The sequence below is a fragment of the Nocardioides donggukensis genome (assembly GCF_014842875.1).
Classification (GTDB): domain Bacteria; phylum Actinomycetota; class Actinomycetes; order Propionibacteriales; family Nocardioidaceae; genus Nocardioides; species Nocardioides donggukensis.
In genome coordinates, this window is the sequence record NZ_JACYXZ010000001.1 from 187,631 (window position 1) to 207,296 (window position 19,666).

Sequence of the window (19,666 nt, forward strand, 5' to 3'; positions counted from 1 at the left end):
CGATTGGCGGCCTCCCCGGCCGGGCGGGTAACTTGGTCTCTGCGGCAGTGTGTCCCCCGTCACAGGACGGGCCAGACGCCGCGCTCGACCCGCGGGACCCGGCGTACCACCCCTTCGTCGTCGCCGCGGGATCCCACCCCGGCACCGGTGACCCCGTGGCCCGGCGACGAGAAGGAGTGCAGGTGACCCACCAGGCCGAGTTCGGACCGGACCTCGCAGAGGTCTTCGGTCCGTCACACCAGGTCCGCCACGATTCCGGCGGCCCCGAGCTTGTCCAGCTGCTGACCCCCGAGGGGGAGCGCGTCGAGCACCCGGAGTTCTCCTTCGACCTCGACGACGAGGCGGTCCGCGGCTTCTACCGCGACATGGTCCTCACCCGGCGCATCGACACCGAGGCGACCGCGCTCCAGCGGCACGGCGAGCTCGGCATCTGGGCGCAGCTGCTCGGCCAGGAGGCCGCACAGATCGGCGCCGGCCGTGCCATGCGCACCCAGGACTTCGCCTTCCCGACCTACCGCGAGCACGGCGTCGCCTGGTGCAAGGGCGTCGACCCGCTGAACCTGCTCGGCCTGTTCCGCGGCGTCGACCAGGGCGGCTGGGACCCCAACGACAACAACTTCGGCCTCTACACGATCGTGATCGGGGCCCAGACCCTGCACGCGACCGGCTACGCCATGGGCATGCAGCGCGACGGGGCGGTCGGCACCGGCGACCCCGAGCGCGACTCGGCCGTGATCGCGCACTTCGGTGACGGGGCCTCCTCGCAGGGCGACGTCAACGAGGCGTTCATCTTCGCCGCCTCCTACAACGCGCCGGTCGTCTTCTTCTGCCAGAACAACCAGTGGGCGATCTCCGAGCCGATCGAGCGCCAGACCCGGATCCCGCTCTACCAGCGGGCCCTGGGCTTCGGCTTCCCCGGTCTCCGGGTCGACGGCAACGACGTCCTGGCGACGTACGCCGTCACGAAGGCCGCGCTGGACCGGGCCCGGGACGGGCAGGGGCCGACCTTCGTCGAGGCCTACACCTACCGGATGGGCGCGCACACCACGACCGACGACCCGACCCGCTACCGGCTCTCCGACGACGTCGAGCACTGGAAGCTCAAGGACCCGATCGCGCGGGTCGAGGTCTACCTCAAGCGCAACGGCCTGGCCGACGACGACTTCTTCGCCGGGGTCCAGCAGGAGGCGGCCGAGCTCGGCGCCCACCTGCGGGAGGGCTGCAAGGCGCTGCCGGACCCGACGCCGCTGCAGGGCTTCGAGCACGTGTACGCCGAGATGACCGAGGAGCTGGCCGCCCAGCGTGACGGCTACGCCGACTACCTCGCGTCGTTCGAGGGGGAGGGTCACTGATGAAGATCACGCTCGCGAAGGGCCTCAACATGGGCCTGCGCAAGGCCATGGAGGACAACCCGAAGGTCCTCATGATGGGTGAGGACGTCGGCAAGCTCGGTGGCGTCTTCCGGATCACCGACGGGCTGCAGAAGGACTTCGGCGAGGACCGGGTCATCGACAGCCCGCTCGCGGAGTCCGGGATCGTCGGCACCGCCGTCGGCATGGCGATGCGCGGCTACCGGCCGGTGGTGGAGATTCAGTTCGACGGCTTCGTCTACCCGGCCTACGACCAGATCGTCTGCCAGGTCGCGAAGATCAACTACCGCAGCCAGGGCCGGGTCCCGATGCCGATCGTGATCCGGATCCCCTACGGCGGCGGCATCGGCGCGGTCGAGCACCACTCGGAGTCCCCCGAGGCGCAGTTCGCGCACACCCCGGGGCTCAAGGTGGTCTCCTGCTCCAACCCCGTCGACGGCTACTGGATGATCCAGCAGGCCATCGCCTCCGACGACCCGGTGATCTTCCTCGAGCCGAAGCGGCAGTACCACGCCGACAAGGCCGAGCTCGACGAGGACGCCACCCCCGATCCGCTGCACGCGTCCCGGGTCATCCGCCAGGGCACCGACCTCACGCTGATCGCCTACGGGCCGATGGTGAAGACCAGCCTCAAGGCCGCCGAGGCGGCCGCCACCGAGGGCCGGTCGATCGAGGTGATCGACCTGCGCACGCTGTCCCCGCTCGACATGGGGCCGGTGCTGGACTCGGTGCGCCGCACCGGTCGCGCGGTGATCACGCACGAGGCGCACGTCAACCTCGGCATGGGCTCGGAGGTGGCCGCCCGGATCACCGAGCAGTGCTTCTACTCCCTCGAGGCCCCGGTGCTGCGCGTCGGTGGCTTCGACACCCCCTACCCGCCGTCGCGGGTGGAGGAGGAGTGGTTGCCCGACCTCGACCGGGTGCTCGACGCCGTCGACCGTTCCCTCGCGTTCTGACGCGTTCCGACCAGGAGAGAGTGCTGATCCATGGCTGAGTACAAGCTGCCCGACGTCGGCGAGGGCCTCACCGAGGCGGAGATCGTCTCGTGGAAGGTCAAGGTCGGCGACGTCATCGAGATCAACGACATCGTCGTGGAGATCGAGACCGCCAAGTCGCTGGTCGAGCTGCCGTCGCCGTACGCCGGCACGGTCCAGGCCCTGCTGGTGCCGGAGGGGGAGACGATCCCGGTCGGCACCCCGATCATCCGGGTCGGCGCCGAGGGCGAGGAGCCCGCGGAGGAGCCGGCCCCGGAGTCCGGCGGGTCGGCCGGTGCCGAGGAGCCGGCGAGCGACGAGCACGTCGTCATCGACACCAACGTCCCACCGGCCGCGGGGGAGAACGCCACGCTGGTCGGCTACGGCCCCCGCGAGGTGACGGCCCGCCGCCGGCCCCGCAAGGGCACGGCCTCGCCGTCGACCGAGGCGGCCGCCGCCACCCAGATGCAGGTCCAGGGCGCGTTCGCGCCCGGCGGTGCCCAGAGCCAGGCGGTCGTTGAGGCGGACGAGCCGGCTGTCCCCGCCAGGTCCGAGGCGCCGGCCGAGCCCGGCCCGAGCGCCCCGGCGCTGGTGCCGGACCGGGCCCGGACCCCGGACGAGGCGCGGGCGCTGGCCAAGCCCCCGGTCCGCAAGCTGGCCAAGGACCTCGGCGTCGACCTCGCCCTGCTCACGCCCACGGGGCCGCACGGCACCGTCACCCGCGCCGACGTCGAGGCCGCGGCCTCCGGCGGGTCGGCCCCGGCCTCCGCCGCTCGACCCGACACCTCGGGCCGGTCGGGTGAGCGCGAGCGCCGCGAGCCGGTGAAGGGCGTGCGCAAGATGATGGCGCAGGCCATGCGCGACTCCGCGTTCACCGCCCCGCACGTCACCGAGTGGGTCACCGTCGACGTCACGGCGACGATGGAGCTGGTCGAGCGGCTCAAGGCGCGCCGCGAGCTCCGCGACGTCAAGGTCTCGCCGCTGCTGGTGCTCTCCCGCGCGGTGCTGCTCGCGATGCGTCGGACGCCGGAGATCAACTCCTTCTGGGACGAGGCCGCCCAGGAGGTCGTCTACAAGTCCTACGTGAACCTCGGGATCGCGGCGGCCACCCCGCGCGGCCTCGTCGTGCCCAACGTCAAGGACGCCCAGGACCTCTCGCTGGTGGACCTGGCGGCCGAGCTCGGCCAGCTCACGGCCACCGCGCGGGAGGGCCGCACCCAGCCGGCGGAGATGAGCGGCGGCACGTTCACGATCACGAACGTCGGGGTCTTCGGCGTCGATGCGGGGACGCCGATCATCAACCCGGGCGAGTCGGCGATCCTCTGCTTCGGCGCGGTCCGCAAGCAGCCGTGGGTGGTCACCGACGCCGACGGGCAGGACTCGCTGGCCGTCCGGCAGATCACCACGCTGGCGCTGTCCTTCGACCACCGGCACATCGACGGCGAGAAGGGCTCCCGGTTCCTCGCCGACGTCGCCGGCATCCTGGAGGACCCGGCCTCCGCGCTGCTGTTCTAGCGTTCCCCGCGGGTCGAGTGCTCAGGTCGTTGCTCCGGCGACCGCCTCAGCACTCGACCCCGGTACGCCGGCGGCGGAGCTCGGCCACGATGGCCGGCACCACCTCGTGCATGTCGCCGACGACGGCGTAGGTCGCCTTGGTCATCATCGGCGCGTCCGGGTCGGTGTTGATCGCCAGGATCGTCTTCGAGCTCGCGCAGCCGGCCCAGTGCTGGATCGCGCCGCTGATGCCGCAGGGCACGTAGAGGTCCGGCGTGATCCGGCTACCGGTCTGGCCGACCTGCTCGTGGTGGGGCCGCCAGCCCAGGCTGGTGACGACGCGGGAGACCCCGACCGCCCCGCCGAGCAGCTCGGCGAGCTCGGCGACCGGGGCGAACCCGTCCGGCCCGCCGGCCCCGCGACCCGCGCCGACCACCACCCGTGCCGACCGGAGCGAGTCGGAGGTGTCGGGCTCCTTCTCCGCCACGGACACGACGCTCGCGACCAGGTCCGCGGGGGCCACGTCGGGGGCGAAGGTGTGCCAGGTGGCCGGCCCGGTCGGGGCGACGGCCGCCTGCCACGCGTGACCGGCGACGGTGAACACCGCCGGCCGCTGGTCCAGTCGCATCTCCTCGAGCGCGGCCCCGCCGACCACCTGCCGGGTGACCACGAACGGCGCGAGCCCGGAGAACGCGGTCACGTTGGCCGCCATCGGCACCTGGAGCCGGGCGGCGAGGTGGGCCAGCACCTCGTTGCCGCGGACGCTTCCGGCGGCGGTCACCACGACCGAGCCGGTGGCCTCGCGGGCTTCTTGGACGGCTGCCGCCCAGGCGGCGCCGCCGAACGCGGCGACGCCGTCCCCCGTGGCCTGGTGCACCTCGGCCACCCCGTGCTCGCCGAGCTCCTCCGCGAGCGCGGCCGGGTCGGGCACCTCGCCGACGACGACCGCCTGCACCGGGACCCCGCCGCCCTCGGCGGCCAGCGCGCGGGCCAGGGCCAGGGTCTCCAGGCTGACCTCGGCGGCCGCCCCGTCGGCGGTCTCCACGAGGACCAGGATCATCGGCCGACCCCCAGCCGCTCGAACAGGTCGACCACGGCCGGCGCCGCCTCCGGGCCCTCCCCGAGCACCTCGGCCGTCGCCGGCGCGGGAGGCGGCAGCAGCAGCCGCACCCGGCTCGGCCCGACCGGCTCGCGGGTCGGCTGCCGGGTCTCGACCTCGATCTTGCGGGCCGCCATCCGGCCCCGCATGGTGGGGTACCGCGGCTCGACGCCGCCCTCGAGCACCGAGACCACCGCGGGCAGCGGCACCGAGTAGGTCTCCCGGCCCTCGGGCCCGTCCGCCTCGGCGATCACCCGGTCGCCGGTCACCTCGGCGGTCGAGGCGCCCGTGACGATCGGCAGCCCGAGCCGGTAGCCGAGCCGCACCGGCACCTGGAAGTCCCCGCTGTCCGAGGCGTCGTTGCCGAGCAGCACCAGGTCGTACGCCGCCCCGGCCGCCCGGTGGTCGCGCACCACGGCGGCGATCTCGTGGGCCACGTCGTCGGGCCCGAGCCGGGCCGGGTCCGCCTGCACGTGGACGGCGGCACCGGCGCCGAGGGCCAGCGCGGCACGGAGCTGGTCGACCGCCTCGGCCGGACCCACGGTGAGCACCGTGACCGAGCCTCCGGTGGCGTCGGCGAGCCGGATCCCGAGCTCGACCGCGCAGTTCTCGTGGTCGCTGATCGTGAACCCGGCGTACCGGCCGTCCACGGCCTGCCCGTCGTCGGTGAGCACCACCTCGCCCGAGGAGTCCGGGACCCGCTTCACGCAGACCAGCACCCGGGTCACGACCGCAGCCTCTCGTTGCCGGGGTCGAAGGCCGGGGTGGCGTCCGGGCTGATCACGGTGACCGGGTACCGCTCCTCCATGTAGGAGACCGCGAGCTCGGTGCCCACGGCCGCGAGGTCGGGGGGCAGGTAGGCCATCAGCAGGTGCCGCCCGAGGCTCGGCGCGGAGCCGGCGGAGGTGACGTAGGGGTGGAGGCCGTGCCCGTCGGTCAGCTCGCCGCCGTCGCGGGTCAGGATCGGCTCGCCGCCGAGCATGAAGCGCCGCTGCCCGGAGGCGGAGGTGTGGTCGTCGACCGCCATCGTGCACAGCACCGCGGCCGGCGGCTCGGTGCGCTGCTTGAGGTAGGCGTCCTTGCCGACGAAGTCGGCCGACTTCACCTTGGGCCGCTGCATGCCGGCCTCGACGATGGTCCGCTCGGCGTCCAGCTCGGCGCCGAAGGCGCGGTAGCCCTTCTCCAGCCGGCCGGTGCCGCCGTAGACGCCGATGCCGACCGGCACCGCCCCGTAGCCGTCCCCGGCCTCGTGCAGCAGGCTCCAGAGCCGGGCGCCCTGCTCCATCGGCAGGTAGAGCTCCCAGCCGAGCTCGCCGACGTAGGAGATCCGGGAGGCGAGCACGGACAGGCTTCCGATCGAGATGTCACGACAGGTGAGGAAGCCGAAGCCCTCGTGGCTGATGTCGGCGGTGGTCAGCTCGCCCAGCACGTCGCGGGCCCGCGGCCCCCACAGCCCGATCGTGGTGTACGACGAGGTGAGGTCGACCACCGTCGCCGCCCACCCGGAGACGTGCCGGGCGAACCAGGTCCGGTCCGCCATGCCGTGGGCGCCACCGGTGACGACGCGGAACCGGTCGTGGCCCAGGCGCATCACGGTGAGGTCCGCCCGGAAGCCGCCGCGCCCGTCCAGGACGGGGGTGTAGACGACCCGCCCGTCGGCGACGTCGACCTGGGCCACCACGATCGACTGCACCGCCTGGCAGGCCTCCGGGCCGACCACGTCGAAGATCACGAACGCCGAGAGGTCGACGATGCCGGCCCGCTCGCGCATCGCGAGGTGCTCGGCGTTGATGATCGGGCTCCACCAGCGGCTGTCCCACTCGTGCTCGCGCGGCAGGACCGCGTCGCCGTAGTCGCCGAGCAGGGCCTCGTTGGCGGCGTACCACTGGGGCCGCTCCCAGCCGGCGACCTCGAAGAAGACCGCGCCGCGGGCGACCTGGTCGGTGTGCATGGGTGCCAGCCGCTTGCCGCGGTCGGAGGCCCACTGCTCGCCGGGGTGGACGATGCCGTAGGTCTTGTTGAAGGCCTCCGAGGTGCGGGCCCGGACGTGCTCGCGGGTGCGCTGGTGGGGGTGGAAGCGGGCCACGTCGCTGTGGTGCAGGTCGATCTCCGGGTGGCCGTGGGTCATCCACTCGGCCAGCGCGCGGCCGACACCCGGCCCCTCCTTGATCCAGACCGCCGCCGCCGACCAGAGCCCGCTCACCTCGGGGGTCTCGCCCAGGACCGGGGCGCCGTCCGGGGTGAGCGAGAGCAGGCCGTTGATCGCGTAGCGCATCTCGGCGCCGTCGGCACCCAGCGCGTCCGGCATCAGGTCCAGGGCCTGCTCGAGCTGGGGGTCGAAGTCGTCGGGGGTGAAGGGCATCTCGGTGGGGCTGAGCCGGGCCTGCTCGATCGAGGGGATCTCGTCGGGGTCGTGCAGGATCGCGCGGTGGGCGTAGGAGCCGACCTCCATGTCGGCGCCGTGCTGGCGCTCGTAGCAGAAGGTGTCCATGTCCCGGATGATCGGGAACGAGATCTCGCCCTCGGTGCCGGCCAGCTGGGGGATCGGGCCGACGCTGATCATCTGGTGCACTGCGGGGGTGAGTGGGATCGCGGCCCCCGCCATCGCCGCGATCCGCGGGCTCCACACGCCGCAGGCGACGACGACCACGTCGGTGGCGATGTCGCCGCCGGTGGTGCGGACCCCTCGGATCGCGCCCCGGTGCACGTCGAGGCCGGTGACCTCGACGGTCGGCACCACGGTCACGGCGCCGAGCTCCTGGGCGGCCTCCCGCATCAGGGTGCCGGCGCGCAGCGAGTCCACGACGCCCACCGACGGCGTCCAGAACGCCCCCAGCAGGTCGCCGGTCTCCAGGAACGGCACCCGCTCACGGACCTGCTCCGGGGTGACCAGCTCGCTCTCGATGCCCCAGGCCCGGGCGCTGGACATCCGCCGGCGCAGCTCCTCCATGCGGGCCTCGGTCCGGGCGATCTCGAAGCCGCCGGACCGGGTGAAGACGCCGAGCTCCTGGTACTGCCGGACCGAGTCGAGGGTCAGGTCGGTGATCTCGCGGGAGTGGTCGACGGGGAAGATGAAGTTGGAGGCGTGGCCGGTCGAGCCGCCCGGGTTCGGCAGGGCCCCCTTGTCCAGCTGGACGATGTCGCGCCAGCCGAGGCGGGCCAGGTGGTGCACGAGGCTGTTGCCGACGATGCCGGCGCCGATCACCACGGCACGGGCGGTGCTGGGAACGGTGGCCATGGAACCTCCCGGTTGCGTCACTCGCAACGGAACGCGCGATGCGAGACGAATCAAGCCTCACCGGCGGACCGGTGGCTGTCAAGGGTCGCGGCCGTGGGACTAGCCGGCCGGGCCGTCGCCCCACCCGAGCCGCCGGGTGATCTCCTCCGCGGCCGCCTGGAGCCGCGGCAGCACCTCGCCGATCCCCGCCTCGTCGAGGCGGAACGTCGAGCCGCTGACGCTGAGGGCCGCGACCACCTCGCCGTGGGCGTCCCGGATCGGGGCGGCGACCGCGGTCAGCCCCTCCTCGAGCTCGTCGACGGCCATGGCGTAGCCGCGCTCGCGGGTCTCCTCGAGCTGGCGGCGGAGGGTGGCGGGATCGGTCACCGTCGCCTCGGTGTACGCCGTCAGCCGGGCCAGCAGCGGCCGCAGCGACCGGGCGTCCAGCCCGGAGAGCAGCACCTTGCCGTTGCTGGTGGCGTGCAGCGGGATCCGCTGGCCGACCCAGTTGTTGGGCTGCAGGGCCGAGGAGCCGGCGATCTGGTCGAGGTAGAGCGCGGAGCCCTCGGCCAGCACCGCGACGTTGACGGTCTCGCCGGTCGCCGCGGCCAGCTCCTTGCAGACCGGCCGAGCCTCCTGCACCAGGTCGAGCCGGGCCGAGGTGGCGCCGGCCAGCCGGACCAGCCCCAGCCCGGGCCGGTACTTGCCGCGGTCCTCGGACTGCTCGACCAGTCCGCGTGCCTCGAGCGTGCCGACCAGCCGGAACGCCGTACTCTTGTGCACGCCGAGCTCGCCGGCGATCTCGGTCACGCCGGCCTCGCCGGCCGCGGCCAGGATCTCCAGGATCCGGATCGCCCGGTCGACCGACTGGACGATCCCGTTGCCCGGGCCGGTCGGGGTCTCGATCTCCGCGCTCGCCATACCCCGACGCTAGCCCATCTTCCGTTGCGTATCGCACATTCGTACTCCACAGGACGCAACAACTCGCCTCGCCACGCCTGGCCGCTCGACGGACAGGCCTGGCGGATGGTCCCGGACGTTCGACACCCCTGAGACCTGCGATCCAGGGGCCGAACGTCCGGGACCTTCCCACACGGAGCGCGTCAGACGGCGGCGTCGAGCCCGCGGGAGTGCAGGATCTCGCGCTGGTTGGGGTTGACCGACGGACGGAACGGCATCGACACCACCTCGGCCGGGACCGGGACGCCGGGCGAGTCGGCGTACTTGTCCGGGAGGTGCACCCACAGCGTGGTCCCGAGCGCGGACAGCCCGATCGGGACGTGGGCCATCGCGATGTTCGTGCCGAGCTCGGGGGAGTACCACGGCGAGGTGACGTAGCCGAGCGGGTCGGCCCCGTGCTCGGCGCTGACCAGCCAGAAGTCCGGCGCGTAGTCGTCGATCGGCCGGCCCTCGAGACGCAGTCCGACCAGCGTGTGCGTCCAGGGCGGGTCGCCCGCCTCGAGCGCGGCGCGGGCCGCCTCGAGCGCCGCCTTGCCGACGTAGTCGGCCTCCTTGGTGCGCGGCACCTGGTAGCCGAGGTTCACCTGGAACGGCAGCGTCTCGGCGTCCATGTCCTGGCCCCACGAGAGGATCCCCGCGGCGATCCGGCGGTGGTGGGCGGGCGCGATGACCGCCAGGTCGTGCGGTCGCCCGGCTTCGAGGACCGCGTTCCACATCACCTCGGCGTGCAGGGTGGCGTCGCGCAGGTAGATCTCGTAGCCCTTCTCGCCGGAGAAGCCGGTCTGCGAGACGATCACCTGGCAGCCGGCAACCTCGCCGGCGAGCAGGCCGTACGGCGGCAGCTCGGCCACCTCGGGCCCGAACAGGTCGGTCATGAGGTCCACCGACTTCGGACCCTGGATCTGCACGGGGGCGACGTCGATCTCGGCGATCTCGACGTCGAAGCGGTGCCCGACGTTGATGCCCTGGAGCCAGAACATCAGGTCGGAGTCGGAGAGGCTGAACCAGTACTCCTCCTCCGAGATCCGCAGCAGCACCGGGTCGTTGAGGATGCCGCCGGCCTCGTTGCAGAGGATGACGTAGCGGGCCCGCATCGGCGGGATCTTGGTGGCGTCGCGGGTGATGACGAAGTTGACGAAGTCGGCCGCGTCGGGGCCGAGCACCCGGATCTGCCGCTCGACGGCGACGTTCCACATCGTCACGTGGTTGACCAGCGCGTCGTACTCGACCATGGCGCCGCCGTCCTCGGGACGGACGTAGCCGCGCGGGTGGTACATCCGGTTGTAGACCGAGGCCCGCCAGCAGCCGGCTTCGTGCGAGAGGTGCCAGTACGGCGACTTGCGGACCCGGGTGTCGATGAGCATCTCCACCGGTGTCGGTCCGGACTGGCGCAGGTTGATGGGGACGAGTCGGCCGGACTGGTCGACGGAGGGGGCGTTGTCGTGCATGGTGCTCTCCTGGGTGGCAGTGCTAGGACATGTCGGTGGGACCACCGGCGGCGGTCGGCGGGGCGGCTCCTCTCGTGCGGCCGAGGCGGGCGACCAGGTCACGCCGCCATGCCTCGGTCTCGGCGACCTGGTTGAACGTGAAGACGTGCAGGCCCACCACCGCGGCGTCGGGGCGGGTCAGGGCGGGTGCGCAGTCGAGGAGGAAGCGCTCGCCGGTGAAGCCGCCGGGCGTGGTCAGCCGCGAGAGCGTGCGCCGGTGCTTGAGCAGGAAGCGGGTCGACTCCCCGACCCCGATCCGGGTGGCCACCGCCAGCAGCCGCGCCGGGTCGACCGGACCGGGCAGGCCGAGCAGCAGCGGCATGGTCACGCCGCGCGCCCGCACCCGCGCCAGCCACGTCGCCAGCACCGTCGGGTCGAAGGTCAGGTTGCTGACCAGCTCGGTGGCGTGCTGCCGCTTGTCCCACATCGCCTGGATGGTCAGGTCGTCGTGGATGGTGGGGTGCGACTCGGGGTAGGCGGTGATCCCGACCTCCGCGAAGGGGGAGCCCAGGGTCCTCAGGTCGGCGAGAAGGGCCAGCGCGTCGGCGTACGCGCCGGCGGCCTCGGCGTCGCCGCCGGGGACGAACACGCGGCGTACGCCGTGGGAGGTGAGCCGGTCGCAGATCTCCGCCAGCTCGTCCCGGCCGCTGATCATCCGGGCGGCGAGGTGGGGCACCACGTCGTACCCGTGTCCGGCCAGGCGCTCGGTCAGGTCGAGCGTGGCTCCCAGCCCGCGCCGCGGCGAGGCGGTGACGGTCACGGTGCGCTCGGTGGGTACGTGCGCGAGCACGGCCTCCTCGATCCCCTCGGTCGGGAGCACCTCGTAGCGGGCGTGGTCGAGCAGCGAGAGCAGCTTCATCCGCTCGCGCGGCCGTCCAGGACGGCTCAGGAGGTGCAAAGTGTTGCGCATGCCACGACCAGTTTCGTTATACGCACCCGACGTGGTCAGGGTAGGACGCGACCACCCTCGCGAGAAAGAGGTGCGAGGCATCGATTTTCTGGCATGTCGGAGCGCCGGGTCGGGTGCTGGGTGGCGGCCTCGGGCGACCCCCCCCGCCAACGGGGCTACAGGTAGCGGGCGGTGCGCTCGGCGAGCGGGCCCGGGCCCGTGGACAGCAGCGCCGCGAGCTCGAACTCCAGGACCCGGCCCATCCGCCGGCAGAACTCCTCCGGCTCGTCCGCCGCGTCCGGCTGCTCGGCGACGATCCGGTCGACGATGCCGCGCTCGTGCAGGTCGATCGCCCGCACCAGCTGGGCCCGCGCCATCTCCGGCGCGTGGTCGGTGTCCCGGTGCACGATGGCACTGGCCCCCTCCGGCGGCAGTGGCGACAGCCAGGCGTGCTGGGCGGCGACCAGCCGGTCGGCCGGGAGCAGGGCCAGGGCGCCGCCGCCGTTCCCCTCGCCGAGCATCAGGCACAGGGTCGGCGCGTCCAGCGTCACCAGGTCCGAGAGGCAGCGCGCGATCTCGCCGGCCAGCCCGCCCTCCTCGGCCTCCACCGAGAGCGCCGCCCCCTGGGTGTCGATGACCGTGACCAGCGGCAGTCCGAGCTCGGAGGCCAGCCGCATCCCGCGGCGGGCCTCGCGCAGCGCCTCGGGCCCCATCGGGTGCTCGGGGGTCTGGCCGCGGCGGTCCTGGCCGAGGAACACGCACGGGGCATCCCCGAACCGGGCGAGCGCGATCAGCAGCCCCGGGTCCGACTCGCCCTCGCCGGTGCCGTTGAGCGGGACCACGTCGGAGGCGGCGTACCGGAGCAGGCGTCGGACGCCGGGGCGCTGGGGGTTGCGGGACCGGGTGACCACGTCCCAGGCGTCCACGTCGGGGACGGGCAGGGTCACGGACTCGGCGACGGGCGCGATCCCGGTGCGGGGTGCCAGCAGGATCCGCAGCGCCCGGTCGAGGATGTCGGCGATCTGCTCCGGCGGCACCACCGCATCGATGATCCCGTGCGCGTAGAGGTTCTCAGCTGTCTGCACGCCGTCCGGGAAGGCCCTCCCGTAGAGCGCCTCGTAGACCCGGGGGCCGAGGAAGCCGGTGAGCGCTCCCGGCTCGGCGACCGTGACCTGGCCGAGCGAGCCCCAGGACGCCATCACCCCGCCGGTGGTGGGGTTGCGCAGGTAGACGAGGTAGGGCAGGCCGGCCGCCTTGTGCGCGGCGACGGCGCCGCTGATCCGGACCATCTGCACGAAGGCCGGCGTGCCCTCCTGCATGCGGGTGCCGCCGCTGGTCGGGGCCGCCAGCAGCGGCAGGCCCTCCGCCGTCGCGCGCTCGACCGCGGCCACCAGCCGGTCGGCGGCGTCGCGCCCGATCGAGCCGGCGAGGAAGCCGAACTCGCAGACCACGACCGCCACCCGACGGCCGCGCATCAGGCCCTCGCCGCTGAGCACCGACTCATCGACGCCGCTGCGCGCCTCGGCCGCCGCCAGCTCGGCGGCGTACTCGGGGCTGATCCCCGTGCGTCGCGGCGGCACGTCCCACGAGGTCCAGGAGCCCTCGTCGAGGACGAGGTCGATGAGGTCGGCGGCGGAGAGGCGGTCGGTCACTGGCGCAGGCTATGCCAGGCGGCGAGCAGAGCGGCCTCGTCCCTGCGGGTGAGACCGGTGCGGGGCGGCTCGGGGGTGGCGCGCAGCCACGCCAGCGTGTCCCGGGCGGTCTCCTCGACGGGCCGGGTGGTCAGACCCGCGGCGCGGGCGGGCGAGGCGTCGTGCGCCATGAGTCCGGCGTGCTCCGGCAGGGGCAGCCACAGCGGGAGGGACCGCGGCCCCATCCACGGCTCGACCTGCTGCTCGAGGAGGAACTCCTGCGGCACCCAGGTCGCCCGCAGCGGCACGCCGACCCCGGTGGCGATCGCGTCCAGGACGGCGCCGCGGGAGCCGACCGGTCCGACGGCGTCGAGCGTCCCGGTACGCCGCCGCTCGGCGCCGTCGACCAGCCAGGCCGCCAGGTCGCGGACGTCGACCACCTGCACGGCGTCGTCCGGCGAGCCGGGCGCCAGCACCTCGCCGCCGTCCGCGATCCGTTCCGGCCAGTAGGAGAACCGGCCCGAGGGGTCGCCCGGCCCGACGATGAGGCCCGGCCGGGCGATCAGCGACGAGGCCGCTCCGGCGGCGACCGCCTGCTCGCACGCGACCTTCATCGCGCCGTAGGTCTCCGGCGAGCTCATCGGGTCCTCGTCGGTGGTGACCGGGTCGAGCAGCGGCAGCGTGTCCGGCGTGCCGCCGGGGACCGAGCTGTCGGCGTACACGCTGATCGTGGAGACGAAGACCCAGTGCGCCTCCGGCAGCGCGGCGACCGCCGCCCGCACCCGTGAGGGGTGCCGGGCTACGTCGATGACCGCGTCGTGGTCCTGCCCGAGGTCGGGCGGCGGTGGCTGGTCGCGGTCCCAGGCGACGTGCCGGACCCCGTCCGGCAGCGGGCCGGAGGTGCCCCGGCAGGCGCAGGTGACCCGGTGGCCGCGCTCGACCGCCTGCCGGGCCACCTCCCGGGAGAGGAACGCCGAGCCGCCGAGCACGAGGAGCCGCATGGTCGGAGCCGCCGCTCAGCTCGGTCCGGCGAGCTCGCGGGTCATCAGCGCCACCGTCTTGCCGGCGCCGCCGAGCCGGCCGACCTCGGTGTAGCCGCGTCGGCGGTGGAAGGCGAGCGACCCCTCGTTGGGGGGCTCGAGGTTGACCTCCAGCGCCATCCGGGAGTACGCCGCGGCGCGGCGCTCGAGCTCGTCGTAGACGGCCCGCCCGATGCCGGTGCGCCGGAACTCCTCGTCGAGCACGATCCGGTCGAGGTAGTAGAAGTCCGGGCCGTACTCCCGGCTGAACCAGCGGTAGTTGTCGGAGTCGTAGTCGACGCCGGGCCCGAAGGTCAGCACGAAGCCGGCCGAGCGGCCGTCGTACTCCACGACGTCGGCCCGGTCGGCGAGGCCGATGAGGGCGTCGAGCCGGGCCGGGTCCAACGGGGAGAGCACCTCGACGTTGCGCTGGTTGAGCTCGAGCACGAACGCACGGTCGTCGGCCTCGATGGGCCGCAGGGTCTCCTCGATCACGGGCCAACTCTGACACGCCGGCCCAGCACCGGAGTAGCGTCGAGGGTGCCGCGGGTTTCTCGTACCCGGCCCTCCTCGGCCGCGTCGTCTTCGGTTCTCCATGGTCGGTGGGATCCGGACGGGCGCTGGTGGCATGAGCGGCATCGACGACGACTTCGTGGCGGCGCTCGGTGCGCTGCACGGACTGCTGCTCGGGACCCCGCAGATGGAGGAGTTCCTCGGCGGCCTCGCCGCGCTGGCGGCGACGGCCGTGGAGCCGCACGCGTCGTGCGGGATCACCGTCCGGCACGACGGCGAGCCGATCACGGTCGCGTCCAGTGACGAGCGAGCCAGCCTCATCGACGAGCACCAGTACGGCGCGGGGGAGGGGCCCTGCCTGGAGGCGATGGGCAGCGGACGCGTCGTGGAGGTGGTCGACCAGCGCACGGACCGGCGGTGGGAGGTCTACCGCGAGGCGGCGGTGGCGCAGGGTGTGCGCTCCTCACTGAGCCTCCCGTTGCTGGTGGACGGCCGGTCCATGGGGGCGATGAACCTCTACCACTACGGTCGCGCGCACGCCTTCGACGGGCCCGAGCGGCAGCGCGCCGACGCGTTCGCCGCCCAGGCCTGCGCGGCGCTGACGACGCGGATCCGGTTCGCCGAGCAGCAGGACCTCACGGCCCAGCTCCACCAGGCCCTGCTGTCGCGGACCCTGATCGACCAGGCGGTCGGGATCCTGATGGCCGAGCAGCGGATCCCGGCCCGGGCGGCGTTCGAGGCGCTGCGGCACCACTCCCAGTCGCACAACCGCAAGCTGCGGGCGGTGGCCGCCGAGATCGTGCGGCGGGTCGGCGGTGAGCCGCCGACGCCGTCGGCGCCGTTCGAGACGGGTGGACCGGGCTCGGGCCGCGGCGGCGCGGGCGCTCCCCGGGGCTGAGCGGCGGGCGCCGCGCACCGGTCCCACGGGGGCTCGTCGGGACCACGTCAACGCGCCGGGGCGCAGCAGGAGCCCGGCCTGCGTGAGGCCGGGCTCCTGGTCCCCCGATCCCCCCGGTGGCAGGTGCGTCCGCCGCCACTGGTGAGGAAGGATCGTCTCAACCGGTGTCGGGACCGGGAGTGCGGCCGAAGAGATGGCCTGAGAGGTGCTGGGCCTCGTCGCGCATCGGGAGGTGTCCTCGCGGTGATGAGCCGGTCGCGGCTGACTGCCGCCGGCTGACCTCCCAACCACCGGTCACACTACGCCGACGCGCACGGCATGACCAGAGTTCGTCGAACGTCGCCGGAGGCCGCGGGGACGACCGGGTGCGGTCGGGGGTCCCGGGGGATTGGTGATGTGACACATCTGTGCCAGAGTTGCATCATGGTGTCACAGACCGATGTCCCCCCGGCCGCCTCGTTCCTCGACCGGCACCGCGACCGCCTCGACGGCGCGAAGGCCGCCTCCGCGGGGCGGACCTGGTTCTCGGCGTTCGACGAGTCGCCGTCCCCGCGCGTGTACGGCGAGGGCGCTGCCGCCGAGGGCAAGGCCGCGTTCGAGGCGCACCTCGGCACCGCGTTCCCGCTGACGACGCCCGGCGCCGAGGGCGACGTGGCGACCGAGACCTCGCCGTACGGCTTCGAGCTCGGGGTGCGCTACCCCCGGGCCCACGACGTCGACGCCCTGCTGGAGGGGGTGTCGGCGGGTGCGCGGGCCTGGCGCGACGCCGGGCCGGACGGGCGCACGGGCGTCTGCCTCGAGATCCTCGACCGGCTGCACGGCCGGGTCTTCGAGCTCGCCAACGCGGTGCAGCACACCAGCGGCCAGGCGTTCGTGATGGCCTTCCAGGCCGGCGGCGCGCACGCCCTGGACCGGGCCCTGGAAGCGATCGCCTACGCCCACACGGAGATGACCCGCACGCCGGCGACCGCGGTGTGGGAGAAGCCCGGCCCCAAGCCGGGTGCCGAGCCGCTGCGCATGGAGAAGACCTTCACCGTCGTGCCGCGCGGCACCGCGCTGGTCATCGGCTGCAACACGTTCCCGACCTGGAACTCCTGGCCCGGCCTGTTCGCGAGCCTGGTGACGGGCAACCCGGTCGTGGTCAAGCCGCACCCGCAGGCGGTCCTGCCGCTCGCGATCACCGTGCAGGTCTGCCAGGAGGTGCTCGCCGAGGCCGGCTTCGACCCCCGGCTGGTCACGCTGGCCGCCGAGGCGCCCGACGACAGGCTGGCCTCCACGCTGGCGGTGCACCCGCAGATCCGGCTCGTCGACTACACCGGCGGCAACGCCTTCGGCGACTGGCTCGAGGAGAACGCCCGCCAGGCGATCGTCTTCACCGAGAAGGCCGGCGTCAACACGGTGGTGGTCGACTCGACCGACTCCTTCCGTGCCATGTGCGGCAACCTCGCCTTCTCATTCGCGCTGTACAGCGGCCAGATGTGCACCGCTCCGCAGAACGTCTACCTGCCCGCGTCGGGCATCCGAACCGAGGACGGCACCAAGTCCCCGGCCGAGGTGGCGCAGGGCATCGGCGCAGCGTTCGAGAAGCTGCTCGGCGACGACGCCCGCGCCGTCGAGCTGCTCGGCGGGGTCGTGAACTCCGGGGTACTCGAGCGGCTCGCGGAGGCCCCCTCCAAGGGCGAGGTGCTGGTGCCCTCGCGCGAGGTCACGCACCCGGCGTACGACGACGCCACCGTCCGCACCCCGACCCTGGTGGGACTCACCGCCGCCGACGCGGAGGTCTACGAGAGCGAGTGCTTCGGGCCGGTCGGGTTCCTGATCTCCACCGATGGCACCGACGAGTCGATCGACCTCTTCCGCGACACCGTCCAGCGTCGCGGGGCGATGACCGCCGCGGTCTACTCGACCTCCGACGAGGTGGTGCAGCGGATGCGCGAGGCGGCGCTCGACGCCGGGGTCGCGCTGAGTGAGAACCTGCACGGCGCGGTCTTCGTCAACCAGTCGGCCGCCTTCTCCGACTTCCACGGCACCGGGGCCAACCCGGCCGCGAACGCGTCGTACACCGACGGCGCCTACGTCGCGAGTCGGTTCCGGGTCGTGCAGTCCCGACGCCACATCTGAGTCCCGCCGATCCAGGGTCGAGCGCGCCTCGCCCTCGGTGGTTGAGGGGCCAGCGTCGCGGTATCGGTGGTTGAGGAGCGAGCGCCTCATTATCGGTGGTTGAGGGGCCAGCGCCGCGCCCTCGGTGGTTGAGGAGCGAGCGCCGCGCCATCGGTGGTTGAGGAGCCAGCGCCTCGCCCTCGGTGGTTGAGGAGCGAGCGCCGCGCCATCGGTGGTTGAGGAGCCAGCGCCTCGCCCTCGGTGGTTGAGGAGCGAGCGCCAGCGAGCGTCTCGAAACCACGCGGTGCTCTGGTGCGCGTGCACAACGACGTACAGCCGCCGGGCGGACTGGCCGCCACCGCCTTCGGGGGCGGGCGCTGCACGTAGTTCTGCCCGTGGCCGCGACGCCCTTGCTCCAGCCCCGGGCATGCCGCTGCCCCCACCCGATGCTGCCCAGGGTGGGGTGAGGGGCGTGGTCCTCATCGCTCGGGCGGGTCGCCGAGCGGGCGGTCGGTGATGTCCACCGTGCCGGTGCGATCGCGGAGGAACCTCAGCCCGTGCGGTGAGGTCCACTCGAACACCCCCGCCTCGGGGCTGACACAGGTCCAGGCGCCGTGGGTCTTGAGCCGGTGGTGTCGCCGGCACAGCGCGCCGAGCTTGCTCACCGCGGTCTGGCCCGGCGGGCCGTCGGGGTCGTAGGGCCGCACGTGGTCGGCATCGCACGACCTCGCCGGTCGGGTGCACCACGGGAACACGCACGTCCCGTCCCGGAGCCGGACCGCCTCGGCCATCCGGGCCGGCACCTCGTAGGCGTCGACCGGCACCAGGCCGTCGTGGTCCAGGACCGGCTTCACGACCACCTGCGCGTCGGGGTGGGCCAACCAGGCCCGGACCTGGTCCCCGGTGACCGGGGACCGGGTCTGCTCGCACCGCCCCACCACCCCGTCGCGACCGTCGCCGCCGCGGCCGCCGCCGGTGGTGTGGGTGCCGGTGATCGCGTCCGCGGCCAGGTGCACGTAGAGCACCGCCTGCCGCGGCTTCAATCCCGCACCTGCCCGGCCGGCACGCATGGGGTCGGCCAGTACGGGTGTGCCGTCGCTGCCGGTGCTGGGGGAGCGACCGGACGCTTCGCCGTCGTCGCCGTCAGCGCCGTCGTGGGTGTCGCGATCGTCGGCAGCCGTGTCGCCGGTGACATCCCGAGTCGGATTGAGGTCCAGGGCGAGCTGTCTGCGGGCGAGTTCGCCGACCGCGGTCGCCCGCCGCGCCTCCACCGGCTCGGTCGACCCCAGTGCCTTCAGGACCGCGGCGCCGTGGGTGACCGCGGCATCCAGGTCCAGCGCATCGGCCAGGTCCAGGATCCCGTGCACCTGACTGGTGCCGTCGAAGGAGACCTGCTGATGGGTGACGTCGAAGTACCGGCCCGCGACCGCCCGGTCCGCCCGCTCCTGCGCCAGCTCGGGGTCACATCGCCCGATCGCCTCCGAGACCAGCCGGTCCACCTGCCCCCGGCTCACCTTGTGCGCCACCGGGGTGACCGCCACGTCCACGAACGACGCCGCCTCGGCCGAGAGGGGGACCGTGGCCGCCGCCACCCGACGCGCCTTCCACGCCGGCAGATCCTCGGCCTGGACCCGGCCCCAGAGGTTGGGGAGCCGGTGCCGCAGCTCCAGTGCCTCCCCGATCAGCGCCTTCCCGGCCTCGGTGCCCAGCCCGACCGCGGAGGCGAACTCCGCCACGCAGAACTCCGCCACCTCCGGCGCCCCCACGCCGGCCACCGGCAGCCCGGTGTCCCCGAACAACCGACACGACATCGTCGCCGCCGGGGCGATGCCCTCCGGCGGGTGCAGGTCCGCCCAGCGGCAGGCCTGCACCAGCAGCCCGGCCTCGGCTCGGTCGGCGGTCCGGCGAAGATCCCGCGCCGACGCCAGCACCGCGTCAGCGGTGTCGGTCTCCGGGGCGGTCGTCGTCTTCATAGAGACCACGCTAGGGGAAGCCACTGACAGTCGGATGCGATC

At 73.5% G+C, this 19,666-nt stretch carries 15 protein-coding genes; 5 read left to right on the forward strand and 10 right to left on the reverse strand.

Features of this window, described 5'->3' with window-relative positions; all coding sequences use genetic code 11:
• Window positions 1-182 precede the first annotated feature (182 nt).
• From pdhA to IE331_RS00880, 3 genes are read left to right on the forward strand one after another with little or no spacing between them, the layout of a single operon-like run.
• Window positions 183-1,352: a pyruvate dehydrogenase (acetyl-transferring) E1 component subunit alpha gene (gene pdhA / locus IE331_RS00870; protein ID WP_192139592.1), complete on the forward strand. Its 1,170-nt coding sequence runs from the start codon at window positions 183-185 to the stop codon at window positions 1,350-1,352.
• Window positions 1,352-2,326 carry an alpha-ketoacid dehydrogenase subunit beta gene (locus IE331_RS00875; protein WP_192139594.1) on the forward strand — a complete coding sequence of 325 codons (975 nt, stop codon included), beginning with the start codon at window positions 1,352-1,354 and terminating at the stop codon, window positions 2,324-2,326. Before pdhA ends, IE331_RS00875 begins: the two co-directional genes overlap by 1 nt.
• Window positions 2,327-2,356: 30 nt before the next feature.
• Complete coding sequence (locus IE331_RS00880; RefSeq protein ID WP_192139596.1) at window positions 2,357-3,859, forward strand: dihydrolipoamide acetyltransferase family protein; 1,503 nt, start codon at window positions 2,357-2,359, stop codon at window positions 3,857-3,859.
• A gap of 46 nt (window positions 3,860-3,905) precedes the next feature.
• On the opposite strand, the gene IE331_RS00885 is transcribed toward IE331_RS00880, so the two are convergent.
• From IE331_RS00885 to IE331_RS00925, 9 genes are all read right to left on the reverse strand, one after another.
• The gene (locus IE331_RS00885) at window positions 3,906-4,898 is read right to left on the reverse strand and encodes an electron transfer flavoprotein subunit alpha/FixB family protein (protein ID WP_192139598.1); all 993 of its coding nucleotides are present in this window, start codon (window positions 4,896-4,898) and stop codon (window positions 3,906-3,908) included.
• Complete coding sequence (locus IE331_RS00890) at window positions 4,895-5,665, reverse strand: electron transfer flavoprotein subunit beta/FixA family protein (protein ID WP_192139600.1); 771 nt, start codon at window positions 5,663-5,665, stop codon at window positions 4,895-4,897. Before IE331_RS00890 ends, IE331_RS00885 begins: the two co-directional genes overlap by 4 nt.
• Entirely contained in the window at window positions 5,662-8,175 is a 2,514-nt protein-coding gene (locus IE331_RS00895; RefSeq protein ID WP_192139602.1) for a GcvT family protein, read from the reverse strand. Before IE331_RS00895 ends, IE331_RS00890 begins: the two co-directional genes overlap by 4 nt.
• A 99-nt stretch (window positions 8,176-8,274) precedes the next feature.
• Window positions 8,275-9,075 (reverse strand): IclR family transcriptional regulator, encoded by an 801-nt coding sequence (locus tag IE331_RS00900; protein WP_192139604.1) that lies wholly within the window; start codon window positions 9,073-9,075, stop codon window positions 8,275-8,277.
• A gap of 182 nt (window positions 9,076-9,257) precedes the next feature.
• The gene (locus IE331_RS00905; protein ID WP_192139606.1) at window positions 9,258-10,562 is read right to left on the reverse strand and encodes a glycine cleavage T C-terminal barrel domain-containing protein; all 1,305 of its coding nucleotides are present in this window, start codon (window positions 10,560-10,562) and stop codon (window positions 9,258-9,260) included.
• Between the two features lie 22 nt (window positions 10,563-10,584).
• On the reverse strand, window positions 10,585-11,511 hold the full coding sequence (locus tag IE331_RS00910; protein WP_201930854.1) for a methylenetetrahydrofolate reductase: 927 nt from the start codon (window positions 11,509-11,511) through the stop codon (window positions 10,585-10,587).
• Between the two features lie 155 nt (window positions 11,512-11,666).
• Window positions 11,667-13,142: a carboxyl transferase domain-containing protein gene (locus tag IE331_RS00915; protein ID WP_192139608.1), complete on the reverse strand. Its 1,476-nt coding sequence runs from the start codon at window positions 13,140-13,142 to the stop codon at window positions 11,667-11,669.
• Window positions 13,139-14,122, reverse strand: a complete 984-nt coding sequence (locus IE331_RS00920; protein ID WP_192139610.1) for an NAD-dependent epimerase/dehydratase family protein — start codon at window positions 14,120-14,122, stop codon at window positions 13,139-13,141. The genes IE331_RS00915 and IE331_RS00920 overlap by 4 nt, the downstream gene beginning before the upstream one ends.
• Window positions 14,123-14,137: 15 nt before the next feature.
• Window positions 14,138-14,635 carry a GNAT family N-acetyltransferase gene (locus IE331_RS00925; protein WP_192139612.1) on the reverse strand — a complete coding sequence of 166 codons (498 nt, stop codon included), beginning with the start codon at window positions 14,633-14,635 and terminating at the stop codon, window positions 14,138-14,140.
• 133 nt (window positions 14,636-14,768) lie between these two features.
• Between IE331_RS00925 and IE331_RS00930 the strand changes: the two genes are divergently transcribed.
• Window positions 14,769-15,551, forward strand: a complete 783-nt coding sequence (locus IE331_RS00930) for a GAF and ANTAR domain-containing protein (protein ID WP_201930855.1) — start codon at window positions 14,769-14,771, stop codon at window positions 15,549-15,551.
• A gap of 423 nt (window positions 15,552-15,974) precedes the next feature.
• Window positions 15,975-17,672 carry a phenylacetic acid degradation protein PaaN gene (paaN, locus tag IE331_RS00935; RefSeq protein ID WP_192139614.1) on the forward strand — a complete coding sequence of 566 codons (1,698 nt, stop codon included), beginning with the start codon at window positions 15,975-15,977 and terminating at the stop codon, window positions 17,670-17,672.
• A gap of 458 nt (window positions 17,673-18,130) precedes the next feature.
• Here the strand turns inward: paaN and IE331_RS00940 are convergent, their stop codons facing one another.
• The gene (locus IE331_RS00940; RefSeq protein WP_192139616.1) at window positions 18,131-19,624 is read right to left on the reverse strand and encodes an HNH endonuclease signature motif containing protein; all 1,494 of its coding nucleotides are present in this window, start codon (window positions 19,622-19,624) and stop codon (window positions 18,131-18,133) included.
• Window positions 19,625-19,666: the final 42 nt, after the last annotated feature.

Coding starts and splice junctions, on each gene's coding strand:
- IE331_RS00905 (WP_192139606.1), bottom strand. CDS start 10,562: ATGCACGACAACGCCCCCTCCGTCGACCAGTCCGGCCGACTCGTCCCC.
- IE331_RS00895 (WP_192139602.1), bottom strand. CDS start 8,175: ATGGCCACCGTTCCCAGCACCGCCCGTGCCGTGGTGATCGGCGCCGGC.
- IE331_RS00900 (WP_192139604.1), bottom strand. CDS start 9,075: ATGGCGAGCGCGGAGATCGAGACCCCGACCGGCCCGGGCAACGGGATC.
- IE331_RS00880 (WP_192139596.1), top strand. CDS start 2,357: ATGGCTGAGTACAAGCTGCCCGACGTCGGCGAGGGCCTCACCGAGGCG.
- IE331_RS00885 (WP_192139598.1), bottom strand. CDS start 4,898: ATGATCCTGGTCCTCGTGGAGACCGCCGACGGGGCGGCCGCCGAGGTC.
- IE331_RS00920 (WP_192139610.1), bottom strand. CDS start 14,122: ATGCGGCTCCTCGTGCTCGGCGGCTCGGCGTTCCTCTCCCGGGAGGTG.
- IE331_RS00875 (WP_192139594.1), top strand. CDS start 1,352: ATGAAGATCACGCTCGCGAAGGGCCTCAACATGGGCCTGCGCAAGGCC.
- IE331_RS00930 (WP_201930855.1), top strand. CDS start 14,769: ATGAGCGGCATCGACGACGACTTCGTGGCGGCGCTCGGTGCGCTGCAC.
- IE331_RS00910 (WP_201930854.1), bottom strand. CDS start 11,511: ATGCGCAACACTTTGCACCTCCTGAGCCGTCCTGGACGGCCGCGCGAG.
- IE331_RS00940 (WP_192139616.1), bottom strand. CDS start 19,624: ATGAAGACGACGACCGCCCCGGAGACCGACACCGCTGACGCGGTGCTG.
- paaN (WP_192139614.1), top strand. CDS start 15,975: ATGGTGTCACAGACCGATGTCCCCCCGGCCGCCTCGTTCCTCGACCGG.